This is a genomic window from Streptomyces sp. AM8-1-1 (genome assembly GCF_032229325.1).
Classification (GTDB): Bacteria; Actinomycetota; Actinomycetes; order Streptomycetales; family Streptomycetaceae; genus Streptomyces; species Streptomyces achmelvichensis.
This window is the reverse complement of record NZ_CP135086.1, coordinates 4,062,471-4,075,565: the sequence shown is the minus strand read 5'-3', so window position 1 is coordinate 4,075,565 and position 13,095 is coordinate 4,062,471. Positions and strand designations below refer to the sequence as shown.

Genomic DNA, 13,095 nt, shown 5'->3' with positions numbered 1-13,095 from the left:
ATGGCCGCCACCAAACTTCCCCTCGCCAAAGCGATCAACGAATCGCTGCGCAAGGCCCTGGAGACCGACCCCAAGGTCCTGATCATGGGTGAGGACGTCGGCAAGCTCGGCGGTGTCTTCCGGGTCACCGACGGACTGCAGAAGGACTTCGGCGAGGAGCGGGTGATCGACACCCCGCTCGCCGAGTCCGGCATCGTCGGCACGGCGATCGGTCTTGCGCTGCGCGGCTACCGGCCCGTCGTGGAGATCCAGTTCGACGGCTTCGTCTTCCCGGCGTACGACCAGATCGTCACCCAGCTCGCGAAGATGCACGCCCGCGCGCTCGGCAAGATCAAGATGCCGGTCGTCATCCGCATTCCCTACGGCGGCGGCATCGGCGCGGTCGAGCACCACTCCGAGTCCCCCGAGGCGCTCTTCGCCCATGTGGCGGGCCTCAAGGTGATCTCGCCGTCGAACTCCTCCGACGCCTACTGGATGATGCAGCAGGCCATCCAGAGCGACGACCCGGTCATCTTCTTCGAGCCCAAGCGCCGTTACTGGGACAAGAGCGAGGTCGACACCGAGGCGATCCCCGGACCCCTCCACACCGCCCGTGTCCTGCGGACCGGCACCGACCTCACACTGGCCGCGTACGGCCCGATGGTGAAGGTCTGCGTCGAGGCCGCGGCCGCCGCGGAGGAGGAGGGCAAGTCCATCGAGGTCCTGGACCTGCGATCGATGTCGCCCATCGACTTCGACACCATCCAGACGTCGGTCGAGAAGACCCGCCGGCTGGTCGTGGTGCACGAGGCCCCCGTCTTCTACGGCTCCGGCGCGGAGATCGCCGCTCGCATCACCGAGCGGTGCTTCTACCACCTGGAGGCTCCGGTGCTCAGGGTCGGCGGGTTCCATGCGCCGTATCCGCCGGCGCGGCTCGAGGAGGAGTACCTCCCGGGTCTTGACCGGGTGCTGGACGCCGTCGACCGCTCGCTCGCGTACTGAGGAGTGCCGTGACCATGACTCAAGACACTTCGCTTCGCTTCCGCGAGTTCAAGATGCCCGACGTGGGCGAGGGACTCACCGAGGCGGAGATCCTCAAGTGGTACGTGCAGCCCGGCGACACGGTGACCGACGGCCAGGTGGTGTGCGAGGTCGAGACGGCGAAGGCGGCCGTCGAGCTGCCCATCCCGTACGACGGGATCGTGCACGCCCTGCGCTTCGAGGAGGGCACGACGGTCGACGTCGGCACCTCGATCATCACGATCGACGTGGCGCCCGGCGGCGGTGACGCGGCCCCGGACGACCAGCCCGCGGCACAGACGGAGGCCGCGCCGGTCGCGCCCGCCGCCGAGGAGGAGGCTCCCAAGGGACGCCAGCCGGTCCTCGTCGGCTACGGCGTCGCCGAGACCTCCTCCAAGCGCCGCCCGCGCAAGCCGGGCGCCGGGCAGGGCGTACCGGCCCAGCCCGCCGCCGAGGGTGCGGGCTCGCACCAGCCGCAGGCCGCGGCGCCGCAGAGCCCCGCCGCCGCGATCCAGGCCGAGATGAACGGGCACGGCGGCACCGCCGCACTGCCCCGCCCGCTGGCCAAGCCCCCGGTCCGCAAGCTCGCCAAGGACCTGGGCATCGATCTGGCGACGGTCACCCCGACCGGACCGGACGGCATCATCACCCGGGAGGACGTCCACGCGGCGGCCGCCCCGGCGGCTGCGCCCGCGCAGGCCCCGGCGCCCGCTCCGGCCCCCGAGCCCGTGGCCGCCGCCGCGGTGCCCGCGCCGGTCGCGGCCGGTGCGCGGGAGACGCGCATCCCGATCAAGGGGGTGCGCAAGGCCACCGCGTCCGCGATGGTCGGCAGCGCGTTCACGGCTCCGCACGTCACGGAGTTCATCACCCTCGACGTGACGCGGACCATGAAGCTCGTCGACGAACTCAAGGCCGACAAGGACATGGCCGGGCTGCGGGTCAACCCGCTGCTGCTGATCGCCAAGGCGCTGCTGGTCGCGATCAAGCGCAACCCCGGCGTCAACGCCGCCTGGGACGAGGCGGGCCAGGAGATCGTTCAGAAGCACTACGTGAATCTGGGCATCGCGGCGGCCACCCCGCGCGGACTGATCGTGCCGAACATCAAGGACGCGCACGACAAGACCCTGCCCGAACTGGCGCAGGCGCTGGGCGAGCTGGTCGCCACCGCCCGTGAGGGGAAGACCACCCCGGCGGCGATGCAGGGCGGCACGGTGACCATCACCAACGTCGGCGTCTTCGGCGTCGACACCGGTACGCCGATCCTCAACCCCGGCGAGTCCGCGATTCTGGCGGTCGGTGCGATCAAGCTCCAGCCGTGGGTCCACAAGGGCAAGGTCAAGCCCCGTCAGGTCACCACGCTCGCGCTCTCCTTCGACCACCGTCTGGTCGACGGCGAGCTGGGCTCCAAGGTGCTCGCGGATGTCGCGGCGGTCCTGGAGAACCCGAAGCGGCTGATCACCTGGGCCTGATCGGCCCGTACCGGCTCTGACCGGTGCTGAACGACGAGGTCCCGTGACGCCAGGCGTCACGGGACCTCGTTCGGTTCACCGGTGGGTCCGGTGGATCAGTCGCGCTGCGCGCCGGCCGGGAGCGAACGCACCTTCATCGTCTTGGCGGTGGTGGAGCCGAAGCCGAAGTCCAGCAGCTTCGCCGCGTCCTTGGTGCGCTCGGCGACGCTGGAGCTGCCGAGGACGACGCCGACGTACGTCTTGGTGCCGCGGGTGGCGGCGAAGACGAGGCAGGGGCCGGCAGCCGTGCCGGTACCGGTCTTCACACCGATGGCGCCGCTGTACGAGCCGAGCAGGGTGTTGGTGTTGTACCAGGTGTACGTGCGGGTGCCGCCGGTGCTCGTCGTCGCCGTGGTCTTGTACGACGTCGCCTTGACCACGTCACGGAAGACGGAGCTGCTCACCGCGTGGCGGGCGAGCTTCGCCAGGTCCCACGGGGTCGTGTAGTTGTTGCCCTTGGCGGAGATGCCGTCGAACGAGTCGAACTTGGTGTTGACCAGACCCAGTTGCTTGGCCTTGGCGTTCATCTTGCCGATGAACGAGGCGGTGCGGGCGGCGGTCGTCGTCCCCGTGCCGTAGGTGTCGGCGAGGGCGTACGCGGCGTCGCAGCCGGACGGCAGCATCATGGCGGAGAGCAGCTGGCGGACCGTCAGCTTGTCGCCGGTGCGCAGGTCCGCGGTGCTCGCGCCCTGCTTGACAACGTAGTCGCGGTACACCTGCTTGACGGTGACCTTCTTGTTGAGGTCCACGCCCTTGATCGTGAGAACCGTGATGGCGGTCACGAGCTTCGTGGTGCTCGCCATCTGCCGGCGGGTGTTGTTGGCCTTGCCGTAGATCGGCTTGGCGTCGAGCTGGTCGAGCAGGAAACCGCCCTTGGCGGTGATGGACGGGATCGGCTGCGCGGCTTGCGCGGGTGCGGCGAGGGGTGAAGCCGTCAGCAGCAGACCGCTCGCGAGAGCGAGCGTGGCTGCTCTGCGCAGGCCCTTGTGGCTCGATATCACAGAAAACGCTCCGAGTTCGCAAATGCGTCTAAACAAGTCCGAAGGGGACACGGCGAAAAGAGGGTCCCGTTACGAGACTCGTGACCGGCCCCGAAGGATGTAGTCGTGTGTGCATCTTGTCGGACTTTTTTGGCTGTGCTTGACGGTGCTCACCCGTCCCGGCTGTCCGTCCTGCATCGTGGACATGGCTTTCTGATGCACCTGTCTTGTATCTAAGCTGTGCGCATGCCTGCCGCAGCCCCCGCCGCCGACCGCGTCTACACCCACGTCAAGCAGGCAGTCCTCGACCGCCGCTACGAGGGCGGGACCCTTCTCACCGAGGGCGAACTGGCCGACGCCGTAGGGGTGTCCCGCACGCCCGTCCGTGAGGCCCTCCTCAAGCTGGAGGTCGAAGGGCTGATCAAGCTCTACCCGAAGAAGGGCGCCCTCGTCCTCGCCGTCTCCGCGCAGGAGATCGCCGACGTGGTGGAGACCCGGCTGCTCGTCGAGGAGCACGCAGCCCGCAAGGCCGTGCCCGCCCCGCCGCAGCTGCTCGCCCGTCTCGAAGAGCTCCTGGAGCAGCAGAAACGGCAGGTCCAGGAGGGCGACTTGGCGGCGGTGGCGGTCACCGACCGGTGCTTCCACGCCGAGATCGTCCGCAGCGGCGGCAACGAGATCCTGTCCCGCCTCTACGACCAACTCCGCGACCGGCAGCTGCGGATGGGCGTCGCCGTGATGCACGCCCATCCCGACAGGATCACCAAGAACGTCGCCGAGCACAGCGAGATCCTGGAAGCCCTGCGGGCCGGCGACCCGGACCGGGCCGCGGCCCTCGTCCACCGGCACGTCGGCTGGTTCAGCAACCTGGCGCGGGGCGAGGTCCGATGACGACCCACGCCGCGCTGCCGGGAGACCCTCCGGGCGGCCGCCGGGCCGCCGCCGTGTGGGGCATCGGCGTCGCCGTCTACTTCGTCGCCGTCATCTTCCGGACCTCCCTCGGCGTCGCCGGCCTCGACGCCGCCGACCGCTTCGATGTCAACGCCTCGGCGCTGTCCACCTTCTCCATACTCCAGCTGCTGGTCTACGCCGGCATGCAGATACCCGTCGGCCTGATGGTCGACCGGCTCGGCACCAAGAAGGTCCTGACGCTCGGCGTCGTGCTGTTCACCGTCGGACAGCTGGGCTTCGCGCTGGCCCCCTCGTACGGCACGGCGCTCGCCGCCCGCGCCCTGCTCGGCTGCGGCGACGCGATGACCTTCATCAGCGTGCTGCGGCTCGGCAGCCGCTGGTTCCCCGCCCGGCGCGGACCCCTCATCGGACAGGTCGCCGCGCTCTTCGGGATGGCCGGCAATCTCGTCTCCACCCTCGTCATCGCCCGCATGCTGCACGGCATGGGCTGGACCGCCACCTTCGCGGGCAGCGCCGGGGCCGGCGTGCTGGTCCTCGTGCTGATGCTGGTCTTCCTCAAGGACCACCCCGAGGGCCACGAACCGCCGCCCGCGCAGCACGCGGGAGCCGCGTTCGTCCGCAAACAGATCGCCCTGTCCTGGCGCGAGCCCGGCACCCGGCTCGGTATGTGGGTGCACTTCACCACCCAGTTCCCCGCCATGGTGTTCCTGCTGCTGTGGGGAATGCCCTTCCTGGTCGAGGCCCAGGGCCTGTCCCGGGAGACGGCCGGCTCGCTGCTGACCCTGGTCGTGCTCTCCAACATGGCGGTGGGGCTGGTGTACGGGCAGATCATCGCCCGCCACCACGCGGCGCGTGCGCCGCTCGCGCTCGGCACCGTCGGTGCGACCGCGCTTCTGTGGGCCGCCACGCTCGTCCACCCCGGCGACCACGCCCCGATGTGGCTGCTGATCACACTCTGCGCCGTGCTCGGCGCCTGTGGGCCGGCGTCGATGATCGGCTTCGACTTCGCCCGGCCGGCGAACCCGCCCCAGCGGCAGGGCACGGCGTCCGGGATCGTCAACATGGGCGGCTTCGTGGCGTCGATGACGACACTGCTCGCCGTGGGCGTGCTGCTGGACGCGACCGGCGACAACTACCGGATCGCGTTCTCCTCCGTGTTCGTGCTGGAGGCGCTGGGGATCACCCAGATCCTGCGCCTGCGGGCGCGTACAGCGCGCCGGGAACGGGAGCGGCTGGTGGCGAGCAGGGTGGAGGCGGTGCACGTCCCGGCGTAGGGACCACCGGGCTGGGCGCTGCGTGCCCCGGACGGCACTGCCTCGAGCCGCACTTCCGCGACCGCACTTCCCCGACCGCACTGCCGCGGACCGCGTGCCCGGGTGGACCGGCGCGGTGGCCGGCAGGGTCCCGGGCGTTCCTCGACCTCGGTCGCACCGCCCGAGCGTCAGGGCGTGACCGCGAACTCCCGCAGGATCGCGGTGGCCAGATCCTGGTCGCCGTCCACCTTCACCCGGTCCGCCGCCGCCGTCGCCCGCATGCGGCCGCAGGCCAGCCGGTGGTACGTCTCCCAGTCCATGGCCAGGGTCACGACGGGCCCCAACGAGGGTGCGCCGTCGACCGTTCCGCGTCCGTCCGCGTCCACCCGGACCGTGCGCAGGAACTCGACCGGACCGTGAACATCGAAGACAACCGCCGAGTTCGGCGGTGCGCCCGCGTCCTTGGCGACCGTCTTCGGCAGCGCCTCCAGCAGGCAGTCCCGGGTGATGTAGGCACCGGGGGAGTCCTCGTTGCCCGGCCGGCCGATGGCGGCCCGCAGATCCTGCTCGTGCACCCAGAGGTCGAACGCACGCATCCGCATGGCGAGTTCGAGGGTCTGCTCGGCGCCCAGCGGCGCGCGGACCACCGCGTCGGGACCGCGGGTCTCGTTGCGCAGCTGGCGGGCGCGCCGGATCATCGTGTACTCGAGCTCGGAGGTCATCTCCGGGGCCGTGTGGTGGCGCCGCACATCGACCTGCATCTCCATGTAGCGCGCGAAGTCGCTCTGCACGTGGTAGAGATCACGCGGCAGTGTGTGGATCGGCCGGGGATCGCCGAGCATCTCGCACTCCATGCCGATGACGTGCGAGACCAGGTCACGCACCGACCAGGCGGGGCACGGCGTCGGACGGTTCCACTCACCCTCGACGAGCGGCTGCACCAGCTCGGCTATCGCTTCAAGGGAGTGGGTCGAGGCGTCGGCGTAGGTCTGGAGGCTGGGATGGACGGTCACGGGACCCCTCGGCGGTTCTGCGGTACGCGGGCTGGGCTGCTGCTGACTGCTGGGCTGCGTGGGAGGCTCGGCAGTTAAGTTACGCTGCCGAGCGTCACCCCGGCAGTGCTTTCGTGTGACGATCGTAGGCCCGCCCCGAGGGCTCGAATGCCAGGACGGTGGTAGTGTGCGCGCCTCCCTCATCCAGATCGCAGCAGACCCGGACGAAACGGTCAATTCCCGTAGACGGCGTGCGGCTTCACTCGTTCGTGAGCAGCGCGGTGCGGATCTGGTGGTCCTGCCCGAGTTGTGGCCGGTCGGAGCGTTCGCGTACCAGTCGTTCGAGGCCGAGGCCGAGACACCTGCCGGGCCGACGTACGAGGTGATGGCCGAAGCCGCGAGGGACGCGGGTGTCTGGCTGCACGCGGGTTCGATCGTCGAACGCGACCCCGACGGCACGCTCTACAACACCTCCCTCGTCATCTCCCCCGCGGGCGACCTCGCCGGCACCTACCGCAAGATCCACCGCTTCGGATTCGACAAGGGCGAGGCGGTGATGATGGGCGCGGGCGCGGACCTGGCGACGGTCGCGCTGCCCGACCTGACCATCGGCCTCGCCACCTGTTACGACCTGCGCTTCCCCGAGCTCTTCCGGGGCCTGGTCGACGCGGGGGCCGGCCTGTTCGTCGTTCCCGCGGGCTGGCCCGCCCGCCGCCGCGGCCACTGGACCCTGCTGGCCCGCGCCCGCGCGGTCGAGAACCAGGCGTACGTCCTCGCCTGCGGTACCGCGGGCACCCATGGGGGCGTCGAACAGGCGGGGCACAGCATCGTGGTCGACCCATGGGGCGAGGTGCTCGCCGAGGCGGGGCCGGACGAGGAGATCCTGACCGTCAACCTCGACCCCGCGAAGGTGGCGGCGACGAGGGACCAGTTCCCGGTGCTGAAGGACCGGCGCCTCGGTGTGGTGGCGCCCGACATCCTGCGCTGAACCGCTGAACCGCTGACCGCTGGGCTACTGGGCCGCTGGGCTCCGCGCTCGGAGCCGCCAGGCCCGTCCCTGTCCGGGGGCGGGCCTTTGGCGCGGCCGGCGTCAACAAGTGCGGCTCGTTCAACTTCCCCGCCACCGGTCGAAGTTCTCCCTCGCCGACGGCGGCGGCAACGACGGCGTCCGGCTCGCGCCCTGGCTCCTGCCGAACACCATCACCTGCGACGACCGCCCACCGGTGGTCCCGCCCCCGGCCTCGTCACCCTGGTGACCGGCCGGCCGTGCCCCGCACCGCAACCCTCGGGTGCGGGGCACGGTCGCTCAGTCCTCCTCGCGCTCCTTCTCCGCCATCCGGATCACACACACGGCCACGGCGATCATCAGCGCGGCGTCCGCGTCCTCCCGGACCACGTTGACGGCGTACGTCTCCCGCACGTGGAACCACTGCCGCGAGATGTGCGCGAGCAGCTCACCCTCGTACTCGACGACGAACTCCCGGTCGAGGATGCGCCCGCTGACATCGAGCTCGGTGCCCTCGGCGAGGGTGACGCGGTAGTGATTGCGCAGCAGCGACAGCCGCTTCCTGCGGATGGTGGCGAGGGTGCTGTCGTCGCGCTCGATGGTCATGGTGTCCCGCAGGCTGATCAGCTTCTTGCGGAGCGTGACCAGGATCGTGCCGTTCGGGTCCTTGAGCTCCAGAGTGTCCCGGAGACGCAGCGCCTTGCCGTCGACGAGGAAGGCGTGACGGCCCTGCTCGTCCTCGATCCAGTAGTCGTCGCCGATCGCGAAGATTTTGTCGCGCACGAGATATTTCATGTGGAATGCGTACCCCCGGTGGCGAGGATGGATGGGGGTCCGGGCGCGCGTGCACGCGTTCGGGCGCCCGTGCCCGTCGCGTCAGTCGCCGACCTGGTGTTCCACTCGGTGGCGGATGTAGTCGTCCGGATGGGACCGGGCTATCGCCACCGCCGCGTCCACCAGGCCGTGGAACTCCGCGGGGTAGGCGGACTTCCGCAGTGACAGACCCGGCAGGATGCAGCGCCGGACGTCCACATGCTCGTTGCTCACGAACTCGCGCAGAGCGGTCTCGTTCCACTCGGCCACCACGGCCGCGCGGTCGGCGGGCTCCGGCTGCCCGATCGCTCCGGGGTTCTGGGCCCGTACGCGGGGCATCCGCGGGGGCAGGGCCGACCAGTACCAGGCACGCGCGGCGCCGGCCCGTTCGTGGTCCGTGCCCGTCTTCAGATAGGCCAGCAGCGCGGATTGGACCCGGCGCTGACCGAATGCGTTGAGGGCCGGCTCGACGAACTGGCGGTTGAAGCTCGGATCGGGATCGTGGACGGCCGCCCTGACCAACGTGTCGAACGACTCCTCGGAGAGGGTCAGGCCGCGGAGGCAGGCGCTGCGCAACGCGGTCCTGATGTGCTGCACCCATGTCCGCCGGCCGTCCGGCTCCGGCTCCGGCTCCGCAAGGAGACCGGCATCGAGACCGAGGATCCGGACGACGTCCACCAGACTCCTGGCGAAGACCTCCCGGCCGTCCTCCGTCCTCCCGGGGCAGTGCCATGAACCCGTGCGTCGTCGCCGCGTCACCGGCAGCCGTCTCGTTCCCGTCCGCAGACAATCGTCTCTCCCCCTGTCGTAGGCCCTGTCGTGGGCCTGCAATCCGGCATTCACACCCAGGTGGCAAGCTTGAACCATGAACGATGCCGCCCCGGCGCCCACCCCCGCGCCCCGCAAGCGTGCCCGCGTCCGTGCCCCTGAACTGGTCGGCAAGGGCGGCTGGCTCAACACCGGAGGCAAAGAGCTCACCCTCGCAGACCTGCGAGGTAAGTGCGTTGTTGTGGACTTTTGGACATTTTGCTGCATCAACTGCCTTCACGTCCTCGACGAACTCCGCGATCTCGAGGAGAAGCACCGCGACACCGTCGTGATCATCGGCGTCCACTCGCCCAAGTTCGTGCACGAGGCCGAGCACCAGGCCGTCGTCGACGCCGTCGAGCGGTACCAGGTGCACCACCCCGTCCTGGACGATCCCGAGCTCGCCACCTGGAAGCAGTACGCCGTCCGCGCCTGGCCCACCCTCGTCGTGATCGACCCCGAGGGATACGTCGTCGCGCAGCACGCCGGTGAGGGGCATGCGCACGCCATCGCCAGGCTCGTCGAGGAGCTGGAGGCCGAGCACGAGGCCAAGGGGACGCTGCGGCGCGGGGACGGGCCCTATGTGGCGCCCGAGCCCGTCGCCACCGATCTGCGCTTCCCCGGCAAGGCCGTGCTGCTGCCGTCCGGGAACCTCCTCGTCTCCGACTCCACCCGCGATCAGCTCGTCGAGCTGGAGCCCGACGGGGAGAACGTCGTACGGCGGATCGGGGACGGGATCCTCAACGAGCCGCAGGGGCTCGCGCTGCTGCCCGACGGGCGGGTCGCCGTAGCCGACACCGTGAACCACACCATCCGTGCGTACGACCCGGAGACCGGCGCGTTCGAGACGCTCGCCGGGACCGGCCGGCAGTGGTGGCAGGGGTCGCCCACCAGCGGTCCCGCGCTCGATGTGGCGCTGTCCTCGCCGTGGGACGTGGCCTGGTGGGGCGGGAAGCTGTGGATCGCCATGGCGGGCGTCCACCAGCTGTGGACGTACGACCCGGAGACCGGGACCGTCGAGGCCGCGGCCGGCACCACCAACGAAGGGCTCGTCGACGGACCCGCCGCCGAGGCCTGGTTCGCGCAGCCGTCGGGGCTCGCCGCCACCGAGGAGCGGCTGTGGATCGCCGACTCGGAGACGTCCGCCCTGCGCTGGATCGACCCGGATCTCGAGGTGCACACGGCGGTCGGCACGGGACTGTTCGACTTCGGGCACCGGGACGGGCCGGCGGACCAGGCCCTCCTCCAGCACCCGTTGGGGGTCACCGCCCTGCCGGACGGGTCGGTTGCCGTGAGCGACACGTACAACCACGCGCTGCGCCGCTACGACCCGGTGAGCGGCGAGGTCAGCACGCTGGCCACGGATCTGCGGGAGCCCTCAGGGGCCGTTCTCGTCGGTGACGACATCGTCGTGGTGGAGTCGGCCCGGCACCGGCTGACCCGGCTGCGGCTGCCGGACGAGGCGGTACGGGTCGAGGCCGTCGCGCACCGGACACAGCGTGCGGCGACCGAGGTCGCCGGTGGCACGCTCCGACTGGACGTGGTCTTCCAGGCCCCGGCCGGCCAGAAGCTCGACACCCGCTACGGGCCCTCCACCCGGCTGCTCGTCTCCTCGACGCCGCCCGAGCTGCTGGTGGCCGGCGAGGGCGCCGGGACCGATCTGTCGCGGGAGCTGGACATCGATCCGGCGGTGGGCGAGGGCGTGCTGCACATCTCGGCGATGGCGGCGTCCTGCGACGACGATCCGGAGAACGAGTACCCGGCCTGCCATGTGCATCAGCAGGACTGGGGCGTCCCGGTGAAGGTGACGGCGGACGGGGCGGCCCGGCTGCCGCTGGTCCTGGCGGGGATGGACGAGGGCCGCCAGTAGCCCTTCGTGTACGGGAGGTGCGCCCACGCCGCGCTGGCCACAAGCCGTCTTGCGACCGCACGCACCGGACGCTCCCCCTACGCCCTGCGGGCGTGGGGAACCCCCAGTGCTTGACGGGCAGACATTGCTGGTCGAGGCACTGGCTCCGGACAGCGCCCAGCCGCGATGGGGCTAGTGGAACAGGCCCTGCCGCCAGGCCGGTCGGCCGGCCGCGCCGTCCAGGCAGCCAGCCACCCACAGGCCCGGGTCGTACGACGCCTTGCGTCCGCCCCAGCCCTCGGCGTGCAGCCGTGCGCACCCGCCGGCCAGGAGGTCCTTCACCTCCTGGCCGGTGCGGTCGTACTGCCGGACGCGGTTGCCCTGGAGGAAGCCGGATTCGTACGCCACGTCCTCGGCCCACGGCGGCCGGTCGTGGTGCCGGTCGATGAGCACCCAGGCACCGGTGGCGAGGACGGCGGCCGCCGAGGCGAGCGCGAGCAGCAGCGTGCGGCGCGAGGGGCCGGTGTGGTGGACGGCGACCGTGTCATGACCGAGCAGAACCATGGGCACCACGGTGCCGTCCGGGGCCTTTCCCGGATGTTTCGTGGTCGCCGAACGCGCCGCCGGGGCGCGGGAGTTCAGCCCTCCAGGAACGACGCGATCGCGTTCGCGAGCAGATAGGGGTCGTCGGAGCCGCACAGTTCCCGCGCGCTGTGCATGGACAGGATCGCCACACCGACGTCGACGGTCTGGATGCCGTGCCGGGCCGCCGTGATGGGGCCGATCGTGGTGCCGCACGGCATCGCGTTGTTCGACACGAACGTCTGCCACGGCACGCCGGCCTTCTCGCAGGCCGCGGCGAACACCGCGCGGCCGCTGCCGTCGGTGGCGTAGCGCTGGTTGACGTTGACCTTGAGGATGGGGCCGCCGTTGGCGCGCGGGTGGTGCGTGGGGTCGTGGCGCTCCGCGTAGTTGGGGTGCACGGCGTGGCCGGTGTCGGAGGACAGGCACACGGTGCCGGCGAAGGCCCGGGCCTTGTCCTCGAAGCTGCCGCCGCGGGCGAAGACCGAGCGTTCCAGGACCGTGCCGAGCAGGGGGCCGTCGGCGCCGGTGTCGGACTGGGAGCCGTTCTCCTCGTGGTCGAAGGCGGCGAGTACGGGGATGTACGGCAGGTCGGACGATGCGGAGACGGCGGCGAGTGCGGCGGTGGCCGCGTGCACGGACAGCAGGTTGTCCATGCGCGGTCCGGCGAGCAGTTCGCGGTCGCGGCCGAGGTAGGCGGGCCGCTCCACGGAGTGCACCATGAGGTCCCAGCCGGTGACGTCGCCCTCGGTGAGACCGGCCTCCTCTTCGAGGAAGTGGATGAGGTCGCCCTCGTGGGCGTCGCCCAGGCCCCAGATCGGCTGCATGTGGCGCTGCTTGTCGAGCTTGAGGCCGTCGGTGTGCACGGAGCGGTCGAGGTGGATCGCCAGCTGGGGCACGCGCAGCAGCGGCCGGTCGATGTTCACCAGGCGGTGGGACCCGTCGCGCAGGCTCAGCCGGCCGGCGAGCCCGAGGTCGCGGTCGAGCCAGCTGTTGAGGAGCGGGCCGCCGTAGACCTCGACGGCGACCTGCCGCCAGCCGTGCGCACCGGTGTCGGGCAGCGGCTTGACGCGCAGGTTCGGGGAGTCGGTGTGGGCGCCGACGATCCGGAAGGGGGTGTGCGCGGTCGCTCCCTCCGGCACGAACCAGGCGATGATCGCGCCGCCGCGGAGCACGAACCGGCCACCGGTGGTCCCGTCCCAGGCGTCGGTCTCCTGCACCTGGCGGAAGCCGGCCTTCTCCAGCCGTTCGGCCGCGGTCGCCACCGCGTGGTACGGCGTCGGCGAGGCCGTCAGGAAGGACATGAGGTCGTCGGTGTGTCCGCGGTCGAAGCGGGCGGGGGCGCTGCTGCTCATGGAGCCACCTTAACGAGGGCGCCGCGGCGGGCGGAAAGAGGA

At 70.9% G+C, this 13,095-nt stretch carries 12 protein-coding genes and 1 pseudogene; 7 read left to right on the top strand and 6 right to left on the bottom strand.

Going from position 1 to position 13,095, the window contains the following annotated elements; translation table 11 throughout:
- Both RPQ07_RS18340 and RPQ07_RS18335 read left to right on the top strand, forming a co-directional pair.
- Entirely contained in the window at positions 1 to 981 is a 981-nt protein-coding gene (locus tag RPQ07_RS18340; RefSeq protein ID WP_313945240.1) for an alpha-ketoacid dehydrogenase subunit beta, read from the top strand.
- Between the two features lie 14 nt (positions 982 to 995).
- Positions 996 to 2,468 carry a dihydrolipoamide acetyltransferase family protein gene (locus tag RPQ07_RS18335; protein WP_313945239.1) on the top strand — a complete coding sequence of 491 codons (1,473 nt, stop codon included), beginning with the start codon at positions 996 to 998 and terminating at the stop codon, positions 2,466 to 2,468.
- Between the two features lie 95 nt (positions 2,469 to 2,563).
- On the opposite strand, the gene RPQ07_RS18330 is transcribed toward RPQ07_RS18335, so the two are convergent.
- Positions 2,564 to 3,487, bottom strand: a complete 924-nt coding sequence (locus RPQ07_RS18330; protein WP_313948939.1) for a D-alanyl-D-alanine carboxypeptidase family protein — start codon at positions 3,485 to 3,487, stop codon at positions 2,564 to 2,566.
- Positions 3,488 to 3,733: 246 nt separating this feature from the next.
- Here RPQ07_RS18330 and RPQ07_RS18325 point away from each other — a divergent pair, with 246 nt between their 5' ends.
- Both RPQ07_RS18325 and RPQ07_RS18320 read left to right on the top strand, forming a co-directional pair.
- Positions 3,734 to 4,375, top strand: coding sequence for a GntR family transcriptional regulator (locus RPQ07_RS18325; protein ID WP_313945238.1), 642 nt, complete (start codon positions 3,734 to 3,736; stop codon positions 4,373 to 4,375).
- Entirely contained in the window at positions 4,372 to 5,670 is a 1,299-nt protein-coding gene (locus RPQ07_RS18320; protein ID WP_313945237.1) for an MFS transporter, read from the top strand. Before RPQ07_RS18325 ends, RPQ07_RS18320 begins: the two co-directional genes overlap by 4 nt.
- Before the next feature lie 167 nt (positions 5,671 to 5,837).
- On the opposite strand, the gene RPQ07_RS18315 is transcribed toward RPQ07_RS18320, so the two are convergent.
- Positions 5,838 to 6,662, bottom strand: coding sequence for a maleylpyruvate isomerase family mycothiol-dependent enzyme (locus tag RPQ07_RS18315; RefSeq protein ID WP_313945236.1), 825 nt, complete (start codon positions 6,660 to 6,662; stop codon positions 5,838 to 5,840).
- Between the two features lie 166 nt (positions 6,663 to 6,828).
- On the opposite strand from RPQ07_RS18315, the gene RPQ07_RS18310 reads away from it, so the two are divergent.
- Positions 6,829 to 7,629 carry a carbon-nitrogen family hydrolase gene (locus tag RPQ07_RS18310; RefSeq protein WP_313945235.1) on the top strand — a complete coding sequence of 267 codons (801 nt, stop codon included), beginning with the start codon at positions 6,829 to 6,831 and terminating at the stop codon, positions 7,627 to 7,629.
- Positions 7,630 to 7,679: 50 nt separating this feature from the next.
- Positions 7,680 to 7,897: pseudogene (locus RPQ07_RS18305) on the top strand (mycodextranase); the annotation flags it as partial.
- A 50-nt stretch (positions 7,898 to 7,947) separates the two neighbouring features.
- On the opposite strand, the gene RPQ07_RS18300 reads toward RPQ07_RS18305, so the two are convergent.
- Together RPQ07_RS18300 and RPQ07_RS18295 are read right to left on the bottom strand one after the other, a co-directional pair.
- Entirely contained in the window at positions 7,948 to 8,442 is a 495-nt protein-coding gene (locus RPQ07_RS18300) for an LURP-one-related/scramblase family protein (RefSeq protein ID WP_313945234.1), read from the bottom strand.
- 81 nt (positions 8,443 to 8,523) lie between these two features.
- Entirely contained in the window at positions 8,524 to 9,138 is a 615-nt protein-coding gene (locus RPQ07_RS18295) for a hypothetical protein (RefSeq protein WP_313945233.1), read from the bottom strand.
- 187 nt (positions 9,139 to 9,325) lie between these two features.
- Between RPQ07_RS18295 and RPQ07_RS18290 the strand changes: the two genes are divergently transcribed.
- Entirely contained in the window at positions 9,326 to 11,137 is a 1,812-nt protein-coding gene (locus tag RPQ07_RS18290; protein ID WP_313945232.1) for an NHL domain-containing thioredoxin family protein, read from the top strand.
- 171 nt (positions 11,138 to 11,308) lie between these two features.
- On the opposite strand, the gene RPQ07_RS18285 is transcribed toward RPQ07_RS18290, so the two are convergent.
- Entirely contained in the window at positions 11,309 to 11,680 is a 372-nt protein-coding gene (locus RPQ07_RS18285) for a hypothetical protein (protein WP_313945231.1), read from the bottom strand.
- Between the two features lie 74 nt (positions 11,681 to 11,754).
- Positions 11,755 to 13,053, bottom strand: a complete 1,299-nt coding sequence (locus RPQ07_RS18280) for a M18 family aminopeptidase (RefSeq protein ID WP_313945230.1) — start codon at positions 13,051 to 13,053, stop codon at positions 11,755 to 11,757.
- Positions 13,054 to 13,095 lie beyond the last annotated feature (42 nt).